This window comes from Sphingomonas aurantiaca (assembly GCF_003050705.1).
Taxonomy (GTDB): domain Bacteria; phylum Pseudomonadota; class Alphaproteobacteria; order Sphingomonadales; family Sphingomonadaceae; genus Sphingomonas; species Sphingomonas aurantiaca.
Window position 1 is genome coordinate 176703 of the sequence record NZ_QAOG01000001.1, and the last position, 23515, is coordinate 200217.

The window sequence follows — 23515 nt, forward strand, 5'->3', positions numbered from 1 at the left end:
CACGCTTGGAATGTCCCCCGCGGAGAAGGACGCCGTCGAAGCGTTCCGTCGCGATGTCGTCGAACCGTCGATGATGAAGCTCGTGATCATCGATTTCTGGGCGGAATGGTGCGGGCCGTGCAAGGCACTGACCCCGACGCTGGAGAAGGTTGCCGCGGATTATGCCGACAAGGGCGTCGTGCTGGCCAAGGTCGATACCGACAAGAACCAGTTCATCGCCGCGCAATTCCAGATCAAGTCGATCCCGACCGTCTATGCGATGTTCCAGGGCCAGCTGGTCGCCGACATGACCAGCGCGCGCACCGAGTCGCAGCTGCGCGTGCTGCTCGACCAGTTGCTCAAGCAGCTGCCGATCGAGGCCGAGCCGGCGGATCCGGCCGCCGATGTCGAGCCGCTGATCGCGATCGGCGAAGAGGCGCTTGCCGCGGGTGACGGCGAGCGTGCGCTGGGGCTGTTCCGCGAGATCGCCGAGATCGCGCCTGAGCATCCACAGGTCCATGCCGGCTTCGTCCGCGCGCTGGTCGCGACCGGGCAGCTCGACGAGGCGAGCGACTGGCTGGCGAATCTCGATCCGGCGATCGCCAAGGATCCGGCGATCCACCGCGCGCAGGCGGCGCTCGCGCTCGCGCAGTCCGCCCCGCCGGTTGCGGACCTGTCGCCGCTGCTCGCTGCGGTCGAGGCGAACCCCGACGACCTGGACGCCCGCTTCGCGCTCGCCAACGGCCAGATGGCGGCGAACGACCGCGATGCGGCGGCGGACACGTTCCTCGGCATCATCGCCACCGAGCGCGACTGGAACGAGGGCGCGGCGCGCGCGCAGTTGCTCAAGCTGTTCGAGGTTGTCGGGCTCGAAGACCCCTGGGTCTCTGGACAGCGACGGCGTCTGTCTGCGATCCTGTTCGGATGACCACCGAGTCGCCCCCGCGTGCTACCACACGACTGTCGATCTTCCCGCTGCCGGGGGCGCTGCTGTTCCCCGGCATGCACCTGCCGCTGCACATGTTCGAGCCGCGCTATCGGGCGATGATCAGCGATGCGATGGCGCGCGACCGGCGGATCGGGATGATCCAGCCGCGGGGCGGCCCGCATGACGATGCGGATGCGCTGTACGACATTGGCTGCGTCGGCAAGATCGCCGAGGTCGAGGCACTCGACGACGGGCGGTACAATGTCGTGCTGGAAGGCATCGCGCTGTTCCGGATCGTCCGCGAGCTCGACGTGACGACCGCGTTCCGGCAGGTCGAGGCCGAGCTGCTGCCTTTGGTTGAGGATGACGCCTTGTCGCTCGGGCGGCGGTCGTCGCTCGAGATGGAATCGCGCCGGTTCGCGGACATGCAGGGCTATGCGGTCGACTGGGATGCAGTCGGGCGGCTCGACGACGAGAGCCTGGTCAACGGCATCGCGCAGATCGCGCCGTTCGATTCGGCGGCCAAGCAGGCGTTGCTCGAGGCGCCGGACATCGAACACCGCGCCGAGCTGATCATCCAGCTGATGCAGTTCTTCGGGCGGCACGATGGCGACGAATCGGTGACGTTGCAGTGAGCGCGCTCGACCCCTGGCTGCTCGAGCGCCTGGTCTGCCCGATGACGCGCACGCCGCTGCGCTATGACGAGCCTGCACAGGAACTGGTGTCCGAGGCGGCGGGCCTCGCCTATCCGGTCCGCGACGGCGTTCCGGTGATGCTGGTCGAGGAAGCCCGACGGATCGACGCCCCCGCCTGATGCACTTTGCCGACCGTCGCCTGCTGGTTCTCGGCGCGGTCTGGGGGATCGGCCTCGTCGCATCGGGCTGGGCACCGTTCGATCGCGCGACGTGGTGGATGGAGATCGCCCCCGTGCTGATCGCGTTCCCGGTGCTGGTCGGTCTGCGCCGCCGCTTCGTCTTCACCGACCTCGCACTGCTGTTGATCGCGGTCCACGGCCTCGTGCTGATGCTGGGCGGCGCCTACACCTATGCGCGCGTGCCGATCGGGTTTGCGGTGCAGGACTGGCTGCATCTCGCGCGCAATCCCTATGATCGGTTCGGGCATCTGATGCAGGGATTCGTGCCCGCAATCGTCCTGCGCGAAGTGCTGGTGCGGACCGGCGTGATCGCTACGGGCCGGGTGCTGGCGATCACCGTGCTCGCTTACTGCCTGTCGGTCAGCGCGCTGTACGAGCTGATCGAGTTCGGGGCCGCGGTCGCGCTCGGCCAGGGCGCGGACGCGTTCCTGGGGACGCAGGGCGACCCCTGGGATACGCAATGGGACATGCTGATGTGCCTGATCGGCGCCGCGCTGGCGCTGATCCTGCTGTCACGGCCGCATGATCGGCAGATCGCCCGCCTCAGATCGTGAGGCCTTGCAACAGCTTGGGCAGATCGCCGCTTTCGCCGCGCGCCTCGGCCATGAAGCGATCTTTCAGCGGCGGGATCGCGTTGACCGCGCTGATCCCGAAACGCCGGACCGCGCTGGCGGTCTTGCCCGGCAGGCCGAACAGGCGGGTGAGCGTGTCGGTCGCCGCCGCGGTCATGAACGTGTCGAGCCCACGCCAACGCTGGTAGCGCGCGAGCAGCGCGGCATCGCCGAGATCGAGGCCGAGGCGCTTGCCCTCGACCAGCACTTCGGTGAGCGTCGCGACGTCGCGGAAACCGAGGTTGAGGCCCTGCCCCGCAATCGGGTGGATGCCGTGCCCTGCGTCGCCGACCAGCGCGAGCCGCGTGTCGGTGATGCGCGCGGCGTGGTGGAAGCCGAGCGGATAGGACGAGCGCGGCGTCGCCATCGACAGCGCGCCGAGGAATCCGCCCATGCTCTTTTCGGCTTCGGCGAGGAATGCGCGGTCGCCGAGCTTCAACATGCCGGGGGCGTTCTTCGCGTCGACCGTCCAGACGATCGCGGAGCGGTGACCGTCGGCGTCATCGGGAAGCGGGAGCAGCGCGAACGGGCCGCTCGAGTAGAATATCTCGTATGCGACGTCGTCGTGCGGGCGTTCGTGGTGGAACGCGGCGATGATCGCGGTGTGATCGTACGACCAGCGCGCGATGGTGATCCCCGCGGCCTCGCGAGTCGGCGAGTTGCGGCCCTCCGCGGCGATCAGCAGCGGGGCGCGGATCACGGCGCCCGAGTCGAGCGTGACGGTCACGCCCGAGTCGGCGCGGTCGACCGACGTCGCACGCGTCGTCATGCGCAGGTCGACATTGGCGGCTGCGGTGGCGGCATCGAACAGCGTGCGACGGATCAGCTTGTTCTCGTACATCGTGCCGAGCGCGCCATCGTCGGCGGCGGGGACAAAATCGAGCGCGCCGGGTTCGAGCCCGTCGCTGACGCGGATCTGGCGGATCGCACAGCCCTGCCCCGCCAGCGTCGCGCCGACGCCGATCGCGTCGAGCATGCGGTGGCTCGCGCTCGCCACCGCCGACGCGCGGCCGTCAAAGCCCGGCGCCAGCGTCACCGCGGGGTCTGCCGGGTCGATCACGATCGTCGAGATGCCGTGCACGTCGAGCGCCACGGCGAGCGTCGCGCCGACCAGCCCGCCACCGAGGATGATTACATCTGTGTCCATGACGCCGCTCTATCCCGCCAGCCGGTCGCTGCCAACGCCGATCCGGGCGCGGTTTAACCCGTGTTGTCCGCGCGCGACCGCGCATTGCCGACGGGGTCGGCTTGACGTCCGACCAGCCCAGCGCGATGCACTAACCCTATTATAGTGATTCTGGAGAATACGGGTCATGGCCAGCCGCGCGCAGCCAGCCTTGTGGCGTGAGACGGTGAAAGCGGGTGCCGTCCGCAGCGGTGCGCTGATCGCGGCGATCGCGTTGTTCGTCGGCACGCTGCTGATGGCGCTGGCGCTGGCGAGCTATCACCCGAGCGACCCTGCGCTCAACACCGCGTCGGGCGGGTCGCCGGCCAATCTGGTCGGCCCGCCGGGCGCGTGGTTCGCCGATATCGCGCTGACCCTGTTCGGCCCCGCGGTCGCGCTGCTGCTGCCGATCGGGCCGATTCTCGGGCTGCGGCTATGGCGCGATCTGCCGCTGGGCCACTGGGTGCGGATGCTGCGCGGCGCGGCGATCGGCGTCGCGCTGATGGCGAGCGCGCTGGCGTTCGTCTCGGGCTCGTCGGTGCTCGCGCTGCCCGCCGGATGGGGTGGCGTGATCGGGCTGTCAGTCGCGAGCGCGGTTCACTGGGCGCTGAGCTTTGTCGGCGAGCCGGTCGCCGAGCTCTGGTCCGCGCGCGCGATCGGGCTGGTCGCGGCGATCGCGGGCGCGATCGTCTGGGGCAAGAGCATCGAGATCGATCTCGGCGAGCGCAAATGGCGCTTTCCCCGCCGCAATCGCACCGAGGCGCTCGGCTATGACGGCTTTGCGGAGATCGACGAGGACGACGACGAGCCGCTGACCCTGACGCGCAAGCCGGTCGAGCCGCGCGCGCTCGCCGAGCCCGACCCGCGCCCTGCCCCGGTCATCGCCGATCGCCAGACTGCGCCGAGCCAGGCCAAGCCCAAGGAGCGCCAGTCGTCGCTCGACCTGCGCGACAATTTCACGCTGCCCAGCCTCGACCTGCTGACCCCGTCGCCGCCGAGCCAGGGCAATGTCGTCGACAAGGCGGGGCTCGAGCGCAACGCAAGGCTGCTGGAGAACGTGCTCGACGATTTCCACGTGAAGGGATCGATCATCGAGGTGCGGCCGGGCCCGGTCGTGACGATGTACGAGCTGGAGCCCGCGCCCGGCATCAAGGCGAGCCGCGTGATCGCGCTGGCCGACGATATCGCGCGCAACATGTCCGCGATTTCCGCGCGCGTCGCGGTGATCCCGGGGCGCAACGTGATCGGCATCGAGCTGCCCAATGCGCGGCGCGAGGCGGTGTCCTTGCACGAGCTCGTCGGCAGCCAGACGTTCGAGGACCAGTCGGCACAGCTGCCGATCATCCTTGGCAAGAACATCGCGGGCGATTCGGTGATCGCCGATCTCGCGCCGATGCCGCATCTGCTGGTCGCGGGTACGACGGGGTCGGGTAAGTCGGTCGGCCTCAACAGCATGATCCTGTCGCTGCTGTACAAGCTGACGCCGAACCAGTGCCGGATGATCATGATCGATCCGAAGATGCTCGAACTGAGCATGTATGACGACATCCCGCATCTGTTGTCGCCGGTCGTCACCGATCCCGCCAAGGCGGTGCGCGCGCTGAAATGGGCGGTCGAGACGATGGAGGATCGCTATCGCCAGATGTCCTCCGTCGGCGTGCGCAGCCTCGCCGGGTTCAACGACAAGGTGCGTGGCGCCAAGGCCAAGGGGCAGCCGCTCGGGCGGAAGGTGCAGACGGGCTATCACCCGGATACCGGCGCGCCGATGTACGAGGAAGAGAAGCTCGAATACGACGTGCTGCCGCAGATCGTGGTGATCGTCGACGAGCTCGCCGATCTGATGATGACCGCGGGCAAGGAGGTTGAATTCCTGATCCAGCGGCTCGCGCAGAAGGCACGCGCGGCGGGCATCCACCTGATCATGGCGACGCAGCGGCCGTCGGTCGACGTCATCACCGGCGTCATCAAGGCCAATCTGCCGACGCGGATCAGCTTCCACGTCACGTCGAAGATCGATTCGCGCACGATTCTGGGCGAACAGGGCGCCGAGCAGCTGCTCGGCAAGGGCGACATGCTCTACATGCCGGGCGGCAAGGGCATCGTCCGCGTCCACGGGCCGTTCGTGACCGATGACGAGGTTCGGCTGGTGGCGGATCACTGGCGCTCGCAAGGGCTGCCCGACTATATCTCGTCGGTGACCGAGGAGCCCGAGGAGAGCTTCGCGCTGGAGGGATCGCCGACGGGTGAGGATTCGGCGGAGGACCAGCAATATCGCCAGGCGATCCAGCTGGTATGCGAGTCGCAAAAGGCGTCGACCTCGTGGCTGCAGCGGCAGTTGCGGATCGGGTATAACTCGGCCGCGCGGTTGATCGAGCGGATGGAGAAGGACGGCATCGTCGGCCGCCCCGATCATGTCGGGCGGCGCGAGGTGCTGCGCGATACCGAGGGGCATGCGATCTAAGAACGCGGTGCAATCCTCCCCCGCCAGGGGGAGGTGGCAGGCGTCAGCCTGACGGAGGGGGCGGACAGGAATGGCCGCCGTTCCGTGTCCTCCCCCTCCGTCGCCTTCGGCGCCACCTCCCCCTGGCGGAGGAGGATTGGCGGGACCTGCGACCGTTTCGCCGCATGCGACATGACGGAGGGTTTCGGACGATCGAGGTGCGGTCTACGGGGGAAACACAAGTTACGGACGACAGGTGGGATTGATGGGGTATCGGCGATTGGGCGTGGCGGCGTTGGCGCTCGCGATATCCGGGCAGGGTTGGGCGCAGGACACCGCGAAACAGACCCCCGGCAGCACCGCCACCGACACGCAGCACCGGCCGCGTTCAGGCGTTCGCCGCGACAGCGATCTGTCTCCCTCCGCGCTGACCGCGGATACGCGCCGCACCCCGCCGCCCGGGCTATTCGCCGACTGGTTCGATATCCGCAAGAAGCTGGCGGATCGCGGTATCGGGCTGAGCGCGCGCTATGCCTCGGAAAGCGGCTATAACTTCTCGGGCGGCGACCGGAAATTGCTCCGCGAGACCGGCCAGTTCGACGTCGGCGTACTGCTCGATCTCGACAAGGTCGTCGGGCTGCAGGGCGGTGCGTTCCAGGCGACCGTGACCTATCGCCGCGGCCGCGATCTGGGCGCTGACGCCAATCTCGGCGTGCTGCAACAGGTGCAGGAAGTGTATGGCCGAGGGCAGACGCTGCGCCTGACGCAATTCTGGTACGAGCAGATGCTGGGCGAGAAGCTCGAGCTCAAGATCGGGCGGACCAATCCCGGCGAGGATTTCGCGGTATTCTCCTGCTATTTCCAGAATCTCAGCTTCTGCGGGGCGCAGCCGGGCAATCTGGTCGGCGATTACTGGCAGAACTGGCCGGTCGGGCAATGGGGCGCGCGGCTGCGCTACGACGTCAACGACCATGTCACGCTGAAGACCGCGGCGTATGAGGTGAACCCGCGCAACCTGGAGAAGGACTTCGTGATCGGCCGGTTCCACGGCGCGACCGGCGCGCTGATCCCGGTCGAGGCCGAATGGCGGCGCGGCGACGATGATGGCCGGGTCGGCGCGTACAAGGTCGGCGGCTGGATCAACACGTCGAACGGCGACGACGTGTATTACGACGTGAACCGCCAGCCGATCGCGATCACCGGCATGGCGCCGCTCCGCCACGACGCGCGCTACGGCGTATATTTCAACGTCCAGCAGCAGATCACCGGCACGTCGAAGGACGGCAAGTCGGTGACCGGTCTCAGCGTGTTCCTCAACGCGACGCAGGCCGATCGCGCGACCTCGACCACCGATAACCAGATTGCGGCGGGGCTGTTCTACAAGGGGCTGGTGCCGTGGCGACCGGGCGACATCCTGGGCATCGGCGTCGCGCGGACCAATGTGAACGGGCGCGTCGCGAAGGGACAGGCACTCGATCCGACGCGGCCGGCGGTGCAGGATGCGGAATATGCGTCGGAGATCTATTACAGCGTCCATCCGACCAAGTGGCTGGAATTACGGCCGAACGTGCAGTTCATCCACAATCCGGGCGGCGTGCATGGCGCCCGCGATGTCGGCGTGCTCGGGTTGAAGGGGGCGATCACGCTGTAGGGGGCGACGGTCCTCGCGCCCTCCCCGTCATCCTGACGAAAGTCAGGATCCAGAGTAATATCCGCGGCGCTGCTTGATCCTGGGTCCTGACTTTCGTCAGGATGACGAAGTACCGAATTCAGTGGCGGTTCAAGCGCGGGCCGGCAATTGTCCGCGCTTCAAGGAGATTTCGATGTTCAATACCCGCCCCGCGGTGATCGCGACGATCGCCGCCCTCTCGGTCGCCGCCGTCCCCGCCCCTGCCGTCGCGCAGGCGAGCGGCGATCTCGCTGCCGTCCAGAAGCATCTCCAGTCGGTCGAGACGATGACCGCCAGTTTCTCGCAGGCGGATCGCAACGGCAAGGTGCTGACCGGCGTGCTGACGCTGAAGAAGCCAGGCAAGCTGCGCTTCCAGTACGAGAAGGGCGTGCCGATCCTGATCGTCGCGGAGGGCGGCGCGCTGACCTTCATCGATTATTCGGTGAAGCAGGTGCAGCGCTGGCCGATCAAGAACTCGCCGCTGGGCGTACTGCTCGATCCGACTCGCGACATCACGCGCTATGCCAAGCTGGTGCCCGGCTATGACCAGCGCATCGTGTCGGTCGAGGCGAACGACCCGAAGCACCCCGAATATGGCCGGATCACGCTGGTGTTCGTGCGCAACGCGGGCGCGCCGGGCGGGCTGATGCTGCAGGGCTGGGTCGCGCTCGACAGCCAGAACAACCGGACGACGATCCGCCTGACCAACCAGAAGTTCGGCGACGCGGTCAGCGACAACACCTTCCGCTGGAACGATCCGCGCCGCACGGGTGGAAGAAAGTAACAAAACTTTCGCGTCATTCATGCCAGCGACAGGTTTCGGTCCCTAGAGAGTGGGCCGCGGATGTGGGGCATTCGGGATTTTTCCCCCTGTTGCCCGGATGGTTTCTCCACAGTCTGCCTGCGTGACGAACGCTGAGTCGGCCCTCGCTCCATGCCCCCGGAGCGGGGGTCATTTCATGTGAAGGGCGGCGCGAAAAAGCATTTTGCGCGACTCGCCCGAACACGGCCGACGGGCCCCCTCTTTCTCTAGGGCCCGGTCGACGACAGCGGCTTTGCCGATGGCGCCTTCTACCGTCTTCGAAGCTCGAGACGCTTGCTTGTCCCGCCCCCCACGCGACGCTACATCGCGGCTGTGAAAATCGCCTCCTGGAACATCAACTCGGTCCGGTTCCGGATCGCCATCGTCGAACAGTTTCTGCGCGACGAGCAACCCGACATCCTGTGCCTGCAGGAAACCAAGGTCATCGACGGCGACTTCCCGTTCGAGGCATTCCGCGCGCTGGGCTATGAGCACATCGTCCTGCACGGCCAGCGGATGCACCACGGCGTCGCGATTCTCAGCCGCGTGCCGATCGTCGAGGACGACCGGTTCGACTGGCAGGCGAACAGCGAGGCGCGTCATGTCGGCGTCCGGCTTCCCAACGGCGTCCGGCTGGAAAATGTCTACATCCCCGCCGGCGGTGACGTGCCCGACCGCGAGGCGAACCCCAAATTCGGCCAGAAGCTCGATTTCCTCGAGCGGATGACGCGCTGGTCGGAGACGCTCGCGGGGCCATCGATCCTGGTCGGCGATTTTAACATCGCGCCGCTCGAATCGGACGTGTGGAGCCACAAGCAGCTGCTCGACGTCGTCAGCCATACGCCGATCGAGGTCGAGGCGCTCGCCCGGTTGCAGGCGGCGGGCGACTGGGTCGATCTCGGCCGCCGCTTTCACCCGGCGCCCGCGCGGCTCTACACCTGGTGGAGCTACCGCGCGAAGGATTGGGAGGCGTCGGATCGCGGGCGGCGGCTCGATCACATGTGGGCCACCGGTGCGGCCGCGGACGCCGCGGTCGAGCATCACGTATATGAGCGGTGCCGCAGTTGGCTGAAGCCCTCCGACCACATCCCGATCCTCACCGAGTTCGCGTTTTGAGCGATCCGCGCGCTGCGGCCCGCGCGGTGGACGCGTTGCGGCGCGGGTGGCCGATCGCGATCGACGGGCTGGTCCTGCTCGCGGTCGAGACGGCGGATGCAGCGCGGCTGGCGGCGTTCGATCCGGACGCGACGGGGGGCGTGCTGATCTCGTCGGGGCGCGCCGCGACGTTGAAGCTGGCGAACCAGCTGGCCGCCGCGGATCCGACCGAGCCCGTGCTGGTCGATCGCGCGCCGTGGATCGACTTTGCCGCGGCGACCGCGCTGGCCGATCCGCAATTCGACCTGGCGACACCGATGAAGGGGCCGTTCCGGACGGTCCCGGTGGCCGATCCGCAGGCGGCCGCGGCGGCGCTGCGGCTCGCGCGGATCGCCGGGCTGTTGCCCGCCTTCTTCCTCGGCACCGGCGAGCCCGAGGTGGCGATCGCCCACGCCGATATCGATGCGCACGAGGATGCGACCCGCCTGACTCTCGCGACGCGCGCGCGGCTGCCGGTCGAGGGCGCGGAGGATGCGGAGATCGTCGCGTTCCGCAGCCCCGAAAGCGGCGACGAACATATTGCGTTGCTGATCGGCCAGCCCAATGGCGAGCCGCCGCTCGTCCGGCTGCATAGCGAGTGCCTGACGGGCGACGTGCTCGGCAGCCTGAAGTGTGATTGCGGGCCGCAGTTGCACGCCGCGATCCATGCGATTCGCGACAGTGGCTGGGGTATCCTGCTGTATCTGCGGCAGGAGGGGCGCGGGATCGGGCTGGTCAACAAGCTGCGCGCCTATGCGTTGCAGGACCAGGGCTATGATACGGTCGATGCCAACACACGGCTGGGCTTTGCGGTCGATGCGCGCGATTTCGGCGTGGCGGCGCGGATGCTGACGTTGCTCGGGCAGCGCGAGGTGCGGTTGCTGACGAACAACCCGGCCAAGGTCGCCGGGCTGGCGGCGGCGGGCGTGACGGTGATCGAGCGCGTGCCGCATTTCTTGCCGTCCAATCCGCATAACGCGCAGTATCTCGCGACGAAGCGCGACCGCACGGGGCACCAGTTCTGACCGACATCCCGCCTTCCAGGCGCCTGATCGTCGTGTTCGGCGCGGCGGTCCGTCCCGACGGCCGCCCGAGCCCGACGCTCGCGCGACGGATCGCGTTCGCGGCGGCGGCGGCGGCGCGCTATGTCGATGCGGACCTGTTCTGCTCGGGCGCGAAGGGCGCGCATGGGCCTTCCGAGGCGTCGGTGATGGCGGAAATGCTGGCCGAGACGGTCGACCGGTCGCGGATCCATCTCGACGAGGCGAGCGTCGATACGTTGCAGAGCGTGGTCGCCGCGACCGCGTTCGCGCGTGCGGGCGACTATGCGCAGTGCATGATCTGTACTGACGGCTATCACCAGCCGCGGATCCGCATGCTGTTCACGATGCTGGGGATGCCCGCGAGCGCGATCCATGTGCCGCATGGCGGGAGCCGTCGGTATCAGCTGAAGATGCGGACTCGGGAAGCGGCGGCGATCCCGTATGACCTGGTCGCGGGGATCGGCGCGATCTGGCGGCGTAAGCGGGGCTAACCGCTACTGCGGACGCGGCCGCTTTGCGTCTGCGCATTTCTCAAGCGGGGACCTCCCCGGCGAAGGCCGGGGTCCAGTTGGGAAGGCCGATGTAACGAAGGTCCGTCCGCCGTTTTGGCCGTTCCCCGACTGGGCCCCGGCCTTCGCCGGGGGGGGGGGGGGGGGCTTTTTTCCCCAACCCAAAAAACCGGGGGGGGGGGGGGGGGGGGGGGAGCTATTGTCCCCAACGTCAAGAACCGGGGGCGAGCTTATCCCAGCAGTCGCGCGACGTCGTCGAAGCTGTCGGCCAGCGCGTCGACGCCGATCGCCTTCAGCCGTGCGCCATGGTCTGCGTTGCAATGCGAGCCGGCGGACAGGCCGATGACATAGCCGCCCGACGCCACCGCACCGGTCGCGCCGACGGGGGAGTCTTCGAGGATCGCAGCCCGCGTGATGTCGACGCCGAGCTGGCGCGCGCCGAACAGGTACAGATCGGGCGCGGGCTTGCCGTTCGTCACATGCTCGCGGCCGCTGTAGAGATGGTCGCCGAACGCATCGCGCAGGCCGATATGCTCGAGATGGCGCGCGATCCAGCTGACCGGGCTCGACGAGACGATCGCCTTGGGCAGGTCGGCGGGGAGCGACCGGACGAACGCCACCGCCCCCTCGATCGCGTCGACGCCCGCGGCCATGACGCGCGCGTCCTCGGCTCGCCGCGCGGCGTAGAACTCGTCGGGGAGCGGCCGGTCGATCCAGCGCTCGATCGCGTCGATGAACTGCGGCCCGGCGAGTCCCATGAAGTTCGCCATCGATTCGTCGGCGGTCGTCGGATGGCCCGCGGCGGTGAGCCACTCCGCGATGTGTCGGTTGCCGACGGCTTCGCTGTCGATCAGGACGCCGTCAAAGTCGAACAGCAATGCGTCGAAGTTCATGCCGCGACGCCCCGCGCGCCGAACAGCGCACTGCCGATGCGGACATGCGTCGCACCGATCGTCACCGCGGTCTCGAAATCGTCGGACATGCCCATGCTGAGCCCGGTCAGCCCGGACTCGCGCGCGAGCTTGGCGAGGAGCGCGAAATAGGGTGCGGGTTCGATATCGGCGGGCGGCAGGCACATCAGCCCGGCGATCGGCAGCCCGGCGGCGCGCGCTTTTTCGAGCAAAGCGGGCAGATCGGCAATCGCGCAGCCGCCCTTTTGCGGTTCGTCGCCGATATTGACCTGGAGGAAACAGTCGGGTCGCCGATCGCCCGCGGCCATCGCCTTGCCCAGCGCCTCGACCAGCGAGGGGCGATCGACCGCGTGGATGCAGTCGAACAACGCGACCGCCTCGGCGGCCTTGTTCGACTGGAGCTGGCCGATCAAATGGAGCTCGACGTCGGGATAGGCCGCGCGCAGGGCGGGCCATTTCTCCGCCGCCTCCTGAACGCGATTCTCGCCGAATGCGCGCTGGCCCTGTTCAAGCAGCGGCGTAATCGCCTCGGCGGGGTGCGTCTTGGAGACCGCGATCAGCGTGACGTCGCTCACGCGGCGATCGGCGATGTCGGCGGCCTTGGCGATCCGGGTGCGGATGGACTCGAGCGGCGTGGTGTCGTCAGATGTCATGGCCCGCGCTATAGGCAGCGACGTGTCGGTCCGAAAGCCCATCCCCGAGCGCTGGTTGATGACCGACGAGCGGATGGGCGACGCCTGGTGGCCAGCACTCCGGCGATTGCCGCCCGGATCGGGGGTGGTGTTTCGCCATTACGCGACGGCGACGGCAGAGCGACGCTTGCTGTTGCGACGGGTTCGACGGCTGGCGCATGCGCGGCGACTAGTGCTGGTGGTGGCCGGGACCTCGACGATTCGCACCGACGGCGTTCATGGTGGCGCACGCACGCGCGGGATCAGGACGTGGCCGGCGCATTGCCGGGGCGAGGCCTTGGCAGGCGAGCGCGCGGGGGCCGATGCGTTGTTCGTGTCGCCGGTCTACGCGACGCGATCGCATGAGCGCGCGGTTGGGTTGGGTCCGGCGCGGGCCGTTCGGATCGCGCGTGGGCTCGGTACGAAGGTCGTGGCGCTGGGCGGGATGGACGCGGCGCGGTGGCGACGGATCCGGCGGTTCGGGTTCCATGGCTGGGCCGCGATCGATGCCTGGATGCGCTAGGGTTGGCGAGGAGGTCGGCTAGCGCCCCCTCCCCCGTCATCCCAGCGCACGCTGGAATCTTGTCGTTTGGCGGGCGTCGCGAGCCACGAGGGATACCCCAGCTTTCGCTGGGGTGACGGTTTTTGATGAGCCCGCGGCAGTCGGTCTGCAATAAGCACGCGTTCTGCCGCTGTTTGGCAACTGGTCGGCATGCGCTCCGCAAGCCGCGTTACCACGCTTAGAAGCGGAAGGCGGTGCCCAGATAGACGGCTTGGCTGTCGCGGCGGTCGTCATCGACCTTCACGAAGCGCTCGCGGTCCGAGCGGTAGCGGACGCCCGCCGTCACGGCCAGGTTCCGCGTCAGCGCGTAGGAGCCGCCGAGATCGACCGAGTAACTCGGCATATCCTCGATCAGGTGCGGCGTGTTCGGCAGCGGACGATCGGCGGCAGCCTTGACGGTGCCGCTGAACCGCTTGGCGCTGTAGCTGATCGCCAGATCGGCCGCCTGGCGGCTGCCCGGCAGGCCGCCGAGATCGAGCTTGTTCACGTCACCCGAGATCGCGAACCGCTTCCAGCCGACCGACATGCCCAGATTATACGCGATCGGCGCGATGCCGACGGTCGGCGTCGTCGATGCGAGGCTGGCGGTGTTGGCGACGCCGCGGTTGGTCTGCGCACGGACCGCGACGGTCACCGCGCGATTGTCCTGCCGCGTTTCGGCGGGGGTGAAGCGGAACCGGCCGGCGTCGAAGCCGCCGCGCGCGAACATCGCGGCAAGGCGGGGATCGGCGGCGGCGGGGGTGAACGATCCGATGCCGCGGACGGCCGCGACGTTGCGCTTGGCGATCCGAGCGGGCTGTTCGCTGGCGCCGAAGGCGGGCGCGACGATGGCGGCGGTGGCGACAAGCGCCCCGGCAACCACCCCGACAATACCCCCACGCGTCATCACAACGAATTTGTCCTTCGAATCCCGTAATCGGATCCTGTTAAACAGCACCTAACATGAATTGATCCGTAGCAAAGGCCGCAGACCTACGCATTATCCCCCATCGTCACCGAATTGTCCGACAGTGTTGCAATCAGCACACAGATCGCTGCGATAGCGCTACCGATCGGGGCCCGCTCCGCTGCCGAAGCGATCCCCGCGCCGACGCTCGTCTGCCTATGTGGCGTCTGCTTGCGGGCGCGCGGGCACGCCTGTAGAGCAAGGGCTGATTTTCTTGCCAGGATGATGCCCATGTTCCGCCGCTCGCGTATCGCAGTCGTGCTGTTTGCCCTGCCTCTCGTCGCATGCGGCGGCGGTTCCGCCCGTCCCAAGGCCGATCTGGCGGCTTCGAAGATCACCACGATCGGCGTGAACAGCTATCTGTGGCGCGCGAGCCTCGACACGCTGGGCTTCATGCCGCTGCTCCAGACCGATTCCAACGGCGGCGTGATCGTCACCGACTGGTACACCAACCCGCAGACCCCGACCGAGCGCATGAAGGTGACCGTGTCGATCCTCGATCAGGATCTGCGCGCCGATGCGCTGCGCGTCGCCGCCCTCCGCGAAGTCAATCGCAACGGCCAGTGGGTGTCGTCGCCGGTCCAGGCCGCGACCACGCAGAAGCTCGAGGATATCATCCTGACCAAGGCTCGCGACCTGCGCCGCGCCTCGATCGCGGGCTGAGGACACACTCATGGCGTCGCGTTTCAATGCGTTGAAGGCGGACGCGGCGTGGCAGAAGGTCTGGGACGAGCGCAAGACGTTCGCCGCTGACGATTCTTCGACCAAGCCGCGTTCGTACGTGCTCGAGATGTTCCCCTATCCGTCGGGGCGCATCCATATGGGGCATGTCCGGAACTACACGATGGGCGACGTGCTCGCGCGGTTCCGTCGGATGAAGGGCATGGAAGTGCTCCATCCGATGGGCTGGGACGCGTTCGGCATGCCCGCCGAGAATGCGGCGATGGAAAAGGGCGTGCATCCGGGCACCTGGACGCGCGCCAACATCGCGACGATGAAGGCGCAGCTCAAGCGCCTCGGCTTCGCGCTCGACTGGACGCGCGAACTGGCGACGTGCGAGCCCGATTATTACGGGCATGAACAGGCGCTGTTCCTCGACCTGTTCGCGGCGGGGCTCGTCTATCGCAAGGAATCGGCGGTCAACTGGGATCCGGTCGACATGACCGTGCTCGCCAACGAGCAGGTGATCGACGGGCGCGGCTGGCGATCGGGCGCGCTGGTCGAGCGGCGCAAGCTGTCGCAGTGGTTCCTCAAGATCACCGACTTTGCCGACGAGCTGGTCGACGGGCTCGGCGCGCTCGAGCATTGGCCCGACAAGGTCAAGCTGATGCAGGAGAACTGGATCGGCCGCAGCCAGGGGTTGCAGTTCAAGTTCGCGCTCACTGCTCCCCTCCCGCTTGCGGGAGGGGTCGGGGGAGGGCCTGACACGACCGCGGCGACGGCGATTGGGGAGGCCTCCCCTACCCTGACCCCTCCCGCAGGCGGGAGGGGAATCGATTCGGTCGACGTGTTCACGACTCGTCCCGACACGATGTTCGGATCGAGCTTCGTCGCGGTCGCCGCGGATCATCCGATCGCGCGCGCGATCGCTGAGACGAACCCAGATGCGGCTGCGTTCATCGAACTCTGCAAGCGCGGCGGCACCACCGCGGCGGAGCTCGATACGCAGGAGAAGCTGGGCTTCGACACCGGCATCCGCGCGACGCATCCGCTCGACACGACGTGGCAACTCCCCGTCTACATCGCGAACTTCGTGCTGATGGACTACGGCACGGGCGCAGTGTTCGGCGTGCCCGCGCACGACCAGCGCGATCTGGATTTCGCGCGCAAATACGACCTGCCGGTCAAGCGCGTCGTCTCCGAAGGCGATGACGAGGCTCCCGTGTTCGTCGGCGACACCGCCTGGACGGGTGCCGGCGCTCTGGTGAACTCGCACTTCCTCGACGGGATGGATATCGAGGACGCCAAGCGCACCGTGATCGAGCGCGCCGAGGGCGAAGGCTGGGGCAAGGGCACGACCGTGTTCCGCCTGCGCGACTGGGGCGTCAGCCGCCAGCGGTATTGGGGCACGCCGATCCCGATCATCCACTGCGACGCGTGCGGCGCGGTGCCGGTGCCCAAGGACCAGCTTCCGATCGTGTTGCCCGAGGACGTCTCGTTCGACATCCCCGGCAACCCGCTCGATCGCCATCCGACGTGGAAGAACGTCCCCTGCCCGTCCTGCGGCGGCGCAGCACGGCGCGAGACCGATACGCTCGACACGTTCGTCGATTCGTCGTGGTATTTCATCCGCTTCGCCAGCCAGCCGGACGCAAAGCCGTTCGACCGGACGGGCGCGGAGAAGTGGCTACCGGTCAACCAGTATATCGGCGGCGTCGAGCATGCGATCCTGCATCTGCTCTACGCGCGCTTCTGGACGCGCGCGCTGAAGCATATCGGCATGCTCGACATCGCCGAGCCGTTTGCCGGGCTGTTCACGCAAGGCATGGTCACGCACGAGACGTACAAGTCCGCGGACGGCCGCTGGCTCGGCCCTGACGACGTGCGCGACGGCATCGAGATCGCGACGGGTGACGCGATCACCGTCGGTCGCATCGAGAAGATGTCGAAGTCGAAGAAGAACGTGGTCGATCCCGAGCCGATCGTCGACCAGTACGGCGCCGACGCGGTGCGCTGGTTCGTGCTCTCCGACTCGCCGCCCGAGCGCGATCTGCCCTGGAGCGAATCGGGTATCGAAGGCGCGTGGCGGTTCGTGCAGCGTCTCTGGCGTCTGATAGAGTCCGACGGTGCCGCCAAGGCCGAGGGCGACGACATCGCGTTGCGCAAGCTCTGCCACCGGACGACCGTCGGTATCGAGAGCGATATCAATGCCTTGCAGTTCAACAAGGCCGTCGCACGGCTCTATTCCTTGTGCAGCGCGATCGAGAAGGCGGCGCCCTCCGCGGATCGCGAAGAGGCGGTCCGCACGCTGCTGCTGCTCGTCAGCCCGATGGTCCCGCACGTCGCCGAGGAAGCCTGGGCGACCGCGGGGAATGACGGCCTGATCGCCGACGCCGCCTGGCCGATCGTCGATCCGGCGATGCTGGTCGACGACGAGGTCACGATCGCGGTGCAGGTCAACGGCAAGCTGCGCGATACGCTGGTGTTCCCCAAGGGCGCCCCGAAGGACGCGGTCGAGGCGGCCGCGCTCGCCTCGGAGAAGATCGTCCGCCTGCTCGAGGGCAAAGCGCCCCGGAAAGTGATCGTCGTGCCCGACCGTCTCGTGAACATCGTCGCATGAAGCGGCTAGCGATCCTCGGCGCGCTCGCGCTGGCACCGCTCTTGTCCGGCTGCGGGCTGCATCCGCTTTATGCGGGCGGCAGCAGCGGTCCGGTCGCGGGCGCGCTCGGCCAGGTCGAGATTGCGCCGATCGCGGGCAAGAATGGCTGGCTGATGGCGACGGCTCTCAGAGATCGCCTGCCCTCGAACGGCGCGCCGGCGCTGTACCGGATCGATATCCGCCTCGACGACCAGATCAGCGGGCTCGGCGTGCGGACCGACGACAGCGTCTCGCGCGAACGCCGGACGCTGCGCGCGCGCTATCAGCTCGTGCGGATCGGCGACAATTCGGTGCTGCTCGATGCGACCGCGGGATCGGATGCCGGCATCGACGTCGTCCGCTCCGAATATGCGACGATCGCGGCCGAGAATACCGCGCTCGAACGCCTCTCGGCGATCGTCGCGGACCAGATCGTCGCGCGCATCGCGCTGTACGCGCGCAATACGCCTGCCGTCGCCGCGGCGCAGGGCACCGCACCGGCGAAGTGAAGGCGTCCGCTGGCCAGATTCGCGGTGCGCTGGCCAAACCGGGTGCGGAGATCCGCCTCTACCTGCTGCACGGCCCCGACGAGGCCGGCGCCAGCGACCTCGCGCGCCTGCTCGCCAAGGCGATGGGAGCCGATGCCGAACGCGTCGATCTCGACGGATCGACGCTCAAGAGTGATCCCGGCCGGCTGACCGACGAGGCCGCGTCGCTGTCGCTGTTCGCGGGCGCACGGTTCGTCCGCGTCGCCTCGGCGGGGGAGGAAAGCCTCGAGGCGTTCACCAACCTGTTGGCCGCCGAGCGTGTCGGCAATCCGGTCGTCGCGATCGCGCCGACGGTCAAGTCGACCGCGAAGATCGTCAAGCTCGCGATCGATTCGCCGCGCGCGATGGCGTTCGCCTGCTACGCCCCCACCGCGCAGGATGCCGAGCGGCTGGCGACGACGATCGCGGGCGAGAACGGGCTGCGTCCTGCCCCCGGCGTCGCGCGACGGCTGGTCGACACGACCGGCGGGGATCGCGCGGTCATTTCTCGCGAGATCGAGAAGTTGGCGCTGTACCTCGACGCCGCGCCCGATCGGCCGGCGGACCTCGATCATCATGCGCTCGACGCGGTCGGTGCAGACTTGGGCGACGCGGAAATGAGCCGCGCGATCGATGCGGTGATCGAGGGACGAGTCGACGATCTCGGCGCCGAACTGGCCGTGCTCGAAGAGGCGGGGACGTCGCCGATCCCGTGGCTCCGCCAGCTCGTCCGCCGCCTGATCGCGCTGGCCGACATGCGCGGCGAGATCGACCGGGGGGACTCGGTCGATGCGGTGATGAAGCGGCACCGGGTGTTCTTCAAGGAGGAGGCGAGCACCGCGCGCTCGCTGCGCCGCTGGACGCCCGTCATGCTCGCGACGGCGATTCAGAGGGTCCGGACTGCCGAGCGTGCGATCATGGCGTCGGGGAATGCCGGCGGGGTTGTGGCCGAGGCGGCTGTCGTCGCGCTGTCGCTGGCGATCGCACGGCGTAACTAGCTCGCCGGCGCGTCGTTCCTTTGGCCGTCCTCCCCACAACCACCCCCACCTCCGTCATCCCGGCGCACGCCGGGACTTTTGGACAGGCCGCGTTCTCTTGTGAAACGGACCGCAACCGTGGGTCCCGGCGTCCGCCGGGATGACGGGGGGTGTGGGGGTGGCCCCCATTCTCCGCTCCCTCCCCTCACCCCGTTCGTCCTGAGCGAAGTCGAAGGAAGGTTCCGTGCGCAGGTGCTTCGACCTCGCTCAGCACGAACGGAGGGGGATCGGTCCGGGCTCGCGCGTGACCTAGATCGCGCCGCCCGTCAGCCGCTGGCAGACCATGTCGAGCTGATCGAGGGTCGAGTAACTCAGCGTCAGCGTGCCCCCGGTCTCGGTATGCGCAACGCGCACCTGGAGCCCCAGAAGGTCCGCCAACTGCCGCTCCAGCGCCGCGATGTCCGCATCCGGGATCCGCGGCTCGGACGGCCCACCGCTGCGGTTCCGCCCGGGCTTTGCGTCGCGCGCCAGCTTCTCCGTCTCGCGCACCGATAGCCCGCGCGCCACGACCTGATCCGCCAGCGTCTCGACATCGGGCGATCCCAGCAACGCGCGCGCATGCCCCATCGACAGCGATCCATCGACCACCTGCGATTGGACCTGCGCGGGCAGTTCGAGCAGCCGCAGCAGGTTCGCGACATGGCTGCGCGACTTGTGGACGATCTTGGCGAGCACCTCCTGCGTGTGGCCATACTCGCCGGCCAGCCGCTGATACGCCTGCGCCTCTTCGATCGCGTTGAGATCCTCGCGCTGGATGTTCTCGATCAGCGCGATCTCGAGCGTCTCGGCGTCGTCGAAGTCGCGGACGACGACCGGCACCTCGTGCAGTCGCGCACGCTGTGCCGCGCGCCAGCGCCGCTCGCCTGCGACGATCTGATAGTCGTGGCCATGCGGCCGGACGACGATCGGCTGGATCAGCCCGCGCGATGCGATCGACGCCGCGAGTTCGTCGAGCATCGCCTCATCGAAATGCCGCCGCGGCTGATCGGGATGCGGCGACAGCGAACTGACCGGGAGCATCCGGACGCCCGACGACTGCGGCGCGGGCGCGCCATCGGCCGACACTGGCGTCTCGCGCGCCATCTCGCCGAGCAGCGCGTTGAGGCCCCTGCCCAGCCCCGGCCGTCCGCGCTTGTTACCCTCGCTCATGCGGCCGCCTGTGCCGACGCGGGAAGACGTCCGATCAGCTCACGTGCCAGCGCGATATAGGCCTGCGAACCCGAGCAGCGGTGATCGTAGATCAGCGCCGGAAGCCCGTGGCTCGGCGCCTCGGACAGCCGCACGTTGCGCGGGATGACCGTCTCGAACACCACTTTCCCCAATACCGCACGGACGTCTGCCGAGACCTGGTCGGTCAGGCGGTTGCGCCGATCGAACATCGTCAGCGCGACGCCCAGGATCGACAGGCCCGGATTGAACCGCTGGCGGATCCGCTCGACCGTGCTGAGCAATTGCGACAACCCCTCGAGCGCAAAGAACTCGCACTGAAGCGGCACGAGCAGAGAATCCGCCGCGACCATCGCGTTGATCGTCAGCAGCCCTAGCGACGGGGGGCAATCGATCAGCGCGATATCCCATGCCCCGCGCGCGACCTTCATCGCGCGATCGAGGCGGTGCGTGCGCGCGTCGAAGTCGACCAGCTCGATCTCGGCCCCCGACAGGTCGACGGTTGCGGGCACGATATCGAGCCGCGGCACGCGCGTGTGGACGACCGCATCGTCGATCGACGTCTCGCCGATCAGCACGTCGTAGCTCGACCGCTCACGCTGCGAATGACCGATGCCGAGCCCGGTCGATGCGTTGCCCTGCGGATCGAGATCGACCAGCAGCACGCGCATGCCCGTCGCCGCCAGCGCGGTCGCGAGATTGATGGCGCTGGTGGTCTTGCCCACCCCACCCTTTTGATTGGCGACCGCGATGGTGATCATCGCGCGCTCACCGTATCCAGAACCACGATCGACGACTCCGGGTTCGTGACGCTTTGTTCCACGTGGAACATAAACCGCCAATGCTGATTGAGCGCGGCCAGCTCTTCCTCATCGAAACGCCCCCGAGGAAGCAGCCACCGCGTCTCCTTTGTGGCGCAGTGCGCCGCGCCACGCAAAAGGTTTTGCAGCGACGCGACAGCGCGCGCCGAAATGATCGCAGCGTCGGCGGTCGCATTCTCGACCTTCGACGCGTGGACGCGGACCTGCTCACCGAGCCCGAGCCGGGCGACGCAGAGCTGCAGGAAGTCCGCACGGCGGCGGCGCGGCTCGACGAGATCGATCGGGCCTTCGCGTACGAGTGCGACGACCATGCCGGGAAAGCCCCCGCCCGTGCCGATATCGAGCCAGCGTTTCGCGCCCGTGTTGGCGCCTGCGAGCGCAACGAGCTGGAGCGAGTCGACGACGTGGCGATCCCAAATCGTCGGGATCGTCGACGGCGCGATCAGATTCTGGTGCGGTGTCTCCGCGACGACCATGTCGACGAACGCCGCCAATCGGTCGGTCGCCTCGGGGCCAAACCGGTCGGTGACCCAGGCCTTTGCGTCGTCTTCGGTCATGCGGGGACTCGTTTCGTATGCAATAGGACCGCCGACAATGCGGCGGGCGTGATCCCGCGGACGCGGGCGGCGGCGGCCAGCGAGGTCGGACGGGCGGCGCTCAGGCGATCGATCATCTCGTTCGACAGGCCGGGTATGCGATCATAGGCCAAGTCCTCGGGGAGGCGGATCGCCTCGTCGGCACGCAGCCGCGCGACCTCCTGCGCCTGCCGTTCGATATACGGCGCGTAGCGGGCGTCCTCTAAGACTTCGTCAACGACCGCGGTCGGAATGCTGTCTGCCGCATCCGGCGCGACATGCGCGAGCGTCACGCCGTCGAACCGGAGCCAGTCGAACGCGCTCCGCCGCGCGCCGTCACGACCGATTGCCGCACCCTGGTCGGCGACGTGGGTTGCGGTGCGTTCGCAGTCGAGTGAGGATCGGAAGCGGGCGCGATGCTCGGCCAGCACATGCTGGTGCGCGAGACGCTCCGAACCGAGGCACCCAGCCGCTTCCGCAATGCCGCCAAGCCGGGTCTCGGCATTGTCCGCGCGCAGCGACAATCTGAACTCTGCGCGCGCTGTGAGCATCCGATAGGGCTCGGTCACGCCCTGCAGCGTGAGGTCGTCGATCATGACGCCGAGATAGCTCGACGCGCGATCGAGGATCACCGGCGCCAGGTCGCACGCATAGGCCGCGGCATTAAGCCCGGCGACGAGCCCCTGCCCCGCCGCCTCTTCATACCCCGTCGTGCCGTTGATCTGGCCGGCGCAGAACACGCCGTCGATCGCGCCGAGCGCGAGCCGCGTGTCGAGCGCGCGCGGATCGATATGGTCATACTCGACCGCATAGCCGGGCATCGTCATCGTCACGCGTTCGAGACCGGGGATGCTCGCCAGCATTGCGGCCTGGACCTCGACCGGGAGCGAGGTCGACAGGCCGTTCGGATAGACCGTCGCGTCGTCGAGCCCCTCGGGTTCGAGGAACACCTGGTGCCCGTCGCGATCGCCGAAGCGGTGAACCTTGTCCTCGATCGACGGGCAATAGCGCGGCCCCGCGGCCTCGATCGCACCGGTGAACAGCGGCGAGCGATGGAACGCCTCGCGGATGATCGCGTGGGTTTGGTCGGTCGTGCGCGTGATCGCGCAGGCGATCTGCGGGAGCGGACGCGCGCGAGTCATCGACGACATCGTCCAGGGATCGAGGTCGGAGGGCTGCTCGGCGAGTGCGCCCCAGTCGATCGTGCGGCCGTCCAATCGCGGTGGCGTACCCGTCTTCAGCCGCGCCATCGGCAGGTCGCGGGCGCGGAGCTGGTCCGCCAGCGGCTTGGCCGCACGTTCGCCAATCCGTCCGCCCTCCTCGCGATCGTCGCCGCGAAAGATGCGGCCGCCGAGGAACGTGCCCGTCGCCAGCACGACCGCGCGCGCCTTGACGATCGCGCCGTCCGCCAGCACGACACCCGCCATGCGATCGCCCTCGAAATGGAGCGCGATGGCCTCCGCTTCGACGATCGACAGCCCCGCGGTCGCCGCCAGCATCGTCTGGATCGCGTGCGAATATAACCGACGATCGGCCTGGATCCGCGGTCCCTGGACCGCCGATCCCTTGCTGCGATTGAGCATCCGGTAATGGATCGCGGCAGCGTCTGCGGCGCGTCCGATCAGCCCGTCGAACGCGTCGACCTCGCGGACCATGTGCCCTTTGCCGAGCCCACCGATCGCGGGGTTGCAGGACATGGCGCCAATATGCCGCGCGTCGAACGACACGAGCGCGGTGCGCGCGCCCCTGCGCGCCGCCGCGGCTGCGGCTTCGGTTCCGGCATGGCCACCGCCAACCACCACTACATCGAACATGCCACCGCCCTAGAACGGCGCAGGGAGCGCGT

The 23515-nt window shown here is 68.1% G+C and carries 23 protein-coding genes; 15 read left to right on the plus strand and 8 right to left on the minus strand.

The window, feature by feature from the left end; all coding sequences use genetic code 11:
- The first annotated feature begins 10 nt into the window (after window positions 1-10).
- The 4 genes from C8J26_RS00805 to C8J26_RS00820 are packed head-to-tail and all read left to right on the plus strand — an operon-like array spanning window position 11 to window position 2335.
- A complete protein-coding gene (locus C8J26_RS00805; protein WP_107956357.1) occupies window positions 11-907 on the plus strand; it encodes a tetratricopeptide repeat protein in 897 nt (298 codons plus the stop codon).
- Window positions 904-1542, plus strand: a complete 639-nt coding sequence (locus tag C8J26_RS00810; protein WP_107956358.1) for an LON peptidase substrate-binding domain-containing protein — start codon at window positions 904-906, stop codon at window positions 1540-1542. The genes C8J26_RS00805 and C8J26_RS00810 overlap by 4 nt, the downstream gene beginning before the upstream one ends.
- Window positions 1539-1721, plus strand: a complete 183-nt coding sequence (locus tag C8J26_RS00815; RefSeq protein ID WP_082445394.1) for a Trm112 family protein — start codon at window positions 1539-1541, stop codon at window positions 1719-1721. Before C8J26_RS00810 ends, C8J26_RS00815 begins: the two co-directional genes overlap by 4 nt.
- Window positions 1721-2335 (plus strand): DUF2238 domain-containing protein, encoded by a 615-nt coding sequence (locus C8J26_RS00820; RefSeq protein WP_107956359.1) that lies wholly within the window; start codon window positions 1721-1723, stop codon window positions 2333-2335. Before C8J26_RS00815 ends, C8J26_RS00820 begins: the two co-directional genes overlap by 1 nt.
- On the opposite strand, the gene C8J26_RS00825 is transcribed toward C8J26_RS00820, so the two are convergent.
- Window positions 2325-3539 (minus strand): UbiH/UbiF/VisC/COQ6 family ubiquinone biosynthesis hydroxylase, encoded by a 1215-nt coding sequence (locus tag C8J26_RS00825; protein ID WP_107956360.1) that lies wholly within the window; start codon window positions 3537-3539, stop codon window positions 2325-2327. The genes C8J26_RS00820 and C8J26_RS00825 overlap by 11 nt on opposite strands.
- Window positions 3540-3705: 166 nt before the next feature.
- Here C8J26_RS00825 and C8J26_RS00830 point away from each other — a divergent pair, with 166 nt between their 5' ends.
- The 6 genes from C8J26_RS00830 to C8J26_RS00855 all read left to right on the plus strand — a co-directional run bounded on the left by C8J26_RS00830 (window position 3706) and on the right by C8J26_RS00855 (window position 11136).
- Window positions 3706-6018: a DNA translocase FtsK gene (locus C8J26_RS00830; protein WP_055874972.1), complete on the plus strand. Its 2313-nt coding sequence runs from the start codon at window positions 3706-3708 to the stop codon at window positions 6016-6018.
- A 244-nt stretch (window positions 6019-6262) separates the two neighbouring features.
- Window positions 6263-7648 (plus strand): carbohydrate porin, encoded by a 1386-nt coding sequence (locus C8J26_RS00835; protein WP_107956361.1) that lies wholly within the window; start codon window positions 6263-6265, stop codon window positions 7646-7648.
- Between the two features lie 172 nt (window positions 7649-7820).
- Entirely contained in the window at window positions 7821-8450 is a 630-nt protein-coding gene (locus tag C8J26_RS00840; protein ID WP_056419737.1) for a LolA family protein, read from the plus strand.
- A 351-nt stretch (window positions 8451-8801) separates the two neighbouring features.
- Window positions 8802-9584, plus strand: coding sequence for an exodeoxyribonuclease III (locus C8J26_RS00845; RefSeq protein WP_107956362.1), 783 nt, complete (start codon window positions 8802-8804; stop codon window positions 9582-9584).
- Window positions 9581-10627: a GTP cyclohydrolase II gene (gene ribA / locus C8J26_RS00850; RefSeq protein ID WP_107956363.1), complete on the plus strand. Its 1047-nt coding sequence runs from the start codon at window positions 9581-9583 to the stop codon at window positions 10625-10627. Before C8J26_RS00845 ends, ribA begins: the two co-directional genes overlap by 4 nt.
- Before the next feature lie 32 nt (window positions 10628-10659).
- A complete protein-coding gene (locus tag C8J26_RS00855) occupies window positions 10660-11136 on the plus strand; it encodes a YdcF family protein (RefSeq protein ID WP_167398754.1) in 477 nt (158 codons plus the stop codon).
- A gap of 248 nt (window positions 11137-11384) precedes the next feature.
- Here the strand turns inward: C8J26_RS00855 and C8J26_RS00860 are convergent, their stop codons facing one another.
- Both C8J26_RS00860 and C8J26_RS00865 read right to left on the minus strand, forming a co-directional pair.
- A complete protein-coding gene (locus tag C8J26_RS00860; protein ID WP_107956365.1) occupies window positions 11385-12047 on the minus strand; it encodes an HAD family hydrolase in 663 nt (220 codons plus the stop codon).
- Complete coding sequence (locus C8J26_RS00865; protein ID WP_107956366.1) at window positions 12044-12718, minus strand: YggS family pyridoxal phosphate-dependent enzyme; 675 nt, start codon at window positions 12716-12718, stop codon at window positions 12044-12046. Before C8J26_RS00865 ends, C8J26_RS00860 begins: the two co-directional genes overlap by 4 nt.
- On the opposite strand from C8J26_RS00865, the gene C8J26_RS00870 reads away from it, so the two are divergent.
- Complete coding sequence (locus C8J26_RS00870; RefSeq protein WP_244185100.1) at window positions 12717-13259, plus strand: thiamine phosphate synthase; 543 nt, start codon at window positions 12717-12719, stop codon at window positions 13257-13259. The genes C8J26_RS00865 and C8J26_RS00870 overlap by 2 nt on opposite strands.
- Before the next feature lie 217 nt (window positions 13260-13476).
- On the opposite strand, the gene C8J26_RS00875 is transcribed toward C8J26_RS00870, so the two are convergent.
- Window positions 13477-14184 carry a hypothetical protein gene (locus C8J26_RS00875; RefSeq protein WP_199861046.1) on the minus strand — a complete coding sequence of 236 codons (708 nt, stop codon included), beginning with the start codon at window positions 14182-14184 and terminating at the stop codon, window positions 13477-13479.
- A 291-nt stretch (window positions 14185-14475) separates the two neighbouring features.
- Between C8J26_RS00875 and C8J26_RS00880 the strand changes: the two genes are divergently transcribed.
- The 4 genes from C8J26_RS00880 to holA are packed head-to-tail and all read left to right on the plus strand — an operon-like array spanning window position 14476 to window position 19067.
- Window positions 14476-14907 (plus strand): DUF3576 domain-containing protein, encoded by a 432-nt coding sequence (locus C8J26_RS00880; RefSeq protein WP_056419732.1) that lies wholly within the window; start codon window positions 14476-14478, stop codon window positions 14905-14907.
- A 10-nt stretch (window positions 14908-14917) separates the two neighbouring features.
- A complete protein-coding gene (gene leuS, locus C8J26_RS00885; RefSeq protein ID WP_107956367.1) occupies window positions 14918-17524 on the plus strand; it encodes a leucine--tRNA ligase in 2607 nt (868 codons plus the stop codon).
- On the plus strand, window positions 17521-18051 hold the full coding sequence (gene lptE / locus C8J26_RS00890; protein WP_056419252.1) for an LPS assembly lipoprotein LptE: 531 nt from the start codon (window positions 17521-17523) through the stop codon (window positions 18049-18051). Before leuS ends, lptE begins: the two co-directional genes overlap by 4 nt.
- Window positions 18048-19067, plus strand: a complete 1020-nt coding sequence (gene holA / locus C8J26_RS00895) for a DNA polymerase III subunit delta (RefSeq protein ID WP_107956368.1) — start codon at window positions 18048-18050, stop codon at window positions 19065-19067. Before lptE ends, holA begins: the two co-directional genes overlap by 4 nt.
- A gap of 288 nt (window positions 19068-19355) precedes the next feature.
- On the opposite strand, the gene C8J26_RS00900 is transcribed toward holA, so the two are convergent.
- Genes C8J26_RS00900 through mnmG form a run of 4 tightly spaced genes read right to left on the minus strand, consistent with a single transcriptional unit; the run spans window position 19356 to window position 23483 of the window.
- A complete protein-coding gene (locus tag C8J26_RS00900; RefSeq protein WP_056419246.1) occupies window positions 19356-20255 on the minus strand; it encodes a ParB/RepB/Spo0J family partition protein in 900 nt (299 codons plus the stop codon).
- Window positions 20252-21034 (minus strand): ParA family protein, encoded by a 783-nt coding sequence (locus tag C8J26_RS00905; RefSeq protein WP_107956369.1) that lies wholly within the window; start codon window positions 21032-21034, stop codon window positions 20252-20254. Before C8J26_RS00905 ends, C8J26_RS00900 begins: the two co-directional genes overlap by 4 nt.
- Window positions 21031-21651: a 16S rRNA (guanine(527)-N(7))-methyltransferase RsmG gene (rsmG, locus tag C8J26_RS00910; RefSeq protein ID WP_107956370.1), complete on the minus strand. Its 621-nt coding sequence runs from the start codon at window positions 21649-21651 to the stop codon at window positions 21031-21033. The genes C8J26_RS00905 and rsmG overlap by 4 nt, the downstream gene beginning before the upstream one ends.
- A complete protein-coding gene (mnmG, locus tag C8J26_RS00915) occupies window positions 21648-23483 on the minus strand; it encodes a tRNA uridine-5-carboxymethylaminomethyl(34) synthesis enzyme MnmG (protein ID WP_107956371.1) in 1836 nt (611 codons plus the stop codon). The genes rsmG and mnmG overlap by 4 nt, the downstream gene beginning before the upstream one ends.
- Between the last annotated feature and the right edge of the window lie 32 nt (window positions 23484-23515).

Coding starts and splice junctions, on each gene's coding strand:
- C8J26_RS00805 (WP_107956357.1), top strand. CDS start 11: ATGTCCCCCGCGGAGAAGGACGCCGTCGAAGCGTTCCGTCGCGATGTC.
- C8J26_RS00810 (WP_107956358.1), top strand. CDS start 904: ATGACCACCGAGTCGCCCCCGCGTGCTACCACACGACTGTCGATCTTC.
- C8J26_RS00820 (WP_107956359.1), top strand. CDS start 1,721: ATGCACTTTGCCGACCGTCGCCTGCTGGTTCTCGGCGCGGTCTGGGGG.
- C8J26_RS00825 (WP_107956360.1), bottom strand. CDS start 3,539: ATGGACACAGATGTAATCATCCTCGGTGGCGGGCTGGTCGGCGCGACG.
- C8J26_RS00830 (WP_055874972.1), top strand. CDS start 3,706: ATGGCCAGCCGCGCGCAGCCAGCCTTGTGGCGTGAGACGGTGAAAGCG.
- C8J26_RS00835 (WP_107956361.1), top strand. CDS start 6,263: ATGGGGTATCGGCGATTGGGCGTGGCGGCGTTGGCGCTCGCGATATCC.
- C8J26_RS00840 (WP_056419737.1), top strand. CDS start 7,821: ATGTTCAATACCCGCCCCGCGGTGATCGCGACGATCGCCGCCCTCTCG.
- C8J26_RS00860 (WP_107956365.1), bottom strand. CDS start 12,047: ATGAACTTCGACGCATTGCTGTTCGACTTTGACGGCGTCCTGATCGAC.
- C8J26_RS00870 (WP_244185100.1), top strand. CDS start 12,717: ATGGCCCGCGCTATAGGCAGCGACGTGTCGGTCCGAAAGCCCATCCCC.
- C8J26_RS00865 (WP_107956366.1), bottom strand. CDS start 12,718: ATGACATCTGACGACACCACGCCGCTCGAGTCCATCCGCACCCGGATC.
- C8J26_RS00875 (WP_199861046.1), bottom strand. CDS start 14,184: ATGACGCGTGGGGGTATTGTCGGGGTGGTTGCCGGGGCGCTTGTCGCC.
- C8J26_RS00880 (WP_056419732.1), top strand. CDS start 14,476: ATGTTCCGCCGCTCGCGTATCGCAGTCGTGCTGTTTGCCCTGCCTCTC.
- leuS (WP_107956367.1), top strand. CDS start 14,918: ATGGCGTCGCGTTTCAATGCGTTGAAGGCGGACGCGGCGTGGCAGAAG.
- lptE (WP_056419252.1), top strand. CDS start 17,521: ATGAAGCGGCTAGCGATCCTCGGCGCGCTCGCGCTGGCACCGCTCTTG.
- C8J26_RS00900 (WP_056419246.1), bottom strand. CDS start 20,255: ATGAGCGAGGGTAACAAGCGCGGACGGCCGGGGCTGGGCAGGGGCCTC.
- C8J26_RS00905 (WP_107956369.1), bottom strand. CDS start 21,034: ATGATCACCATCGCGGTCGCCAATCAAAAGGGTGGGGTGGGCAAGACC.
- rsmG (WP_107956370.1), bottom strand. CDS start 21,651: ATGACCGAAGACGACGCAAAGGCCTGGGTCACCGACCGGTTTGGCCCC.
- mnmG (WP_107956371.1), bottom strand. CDS start 23,483: ATGTTCGATGTAGTGGTGGTTGGCGGTGGCCATGCCGGAACCGAAGCC.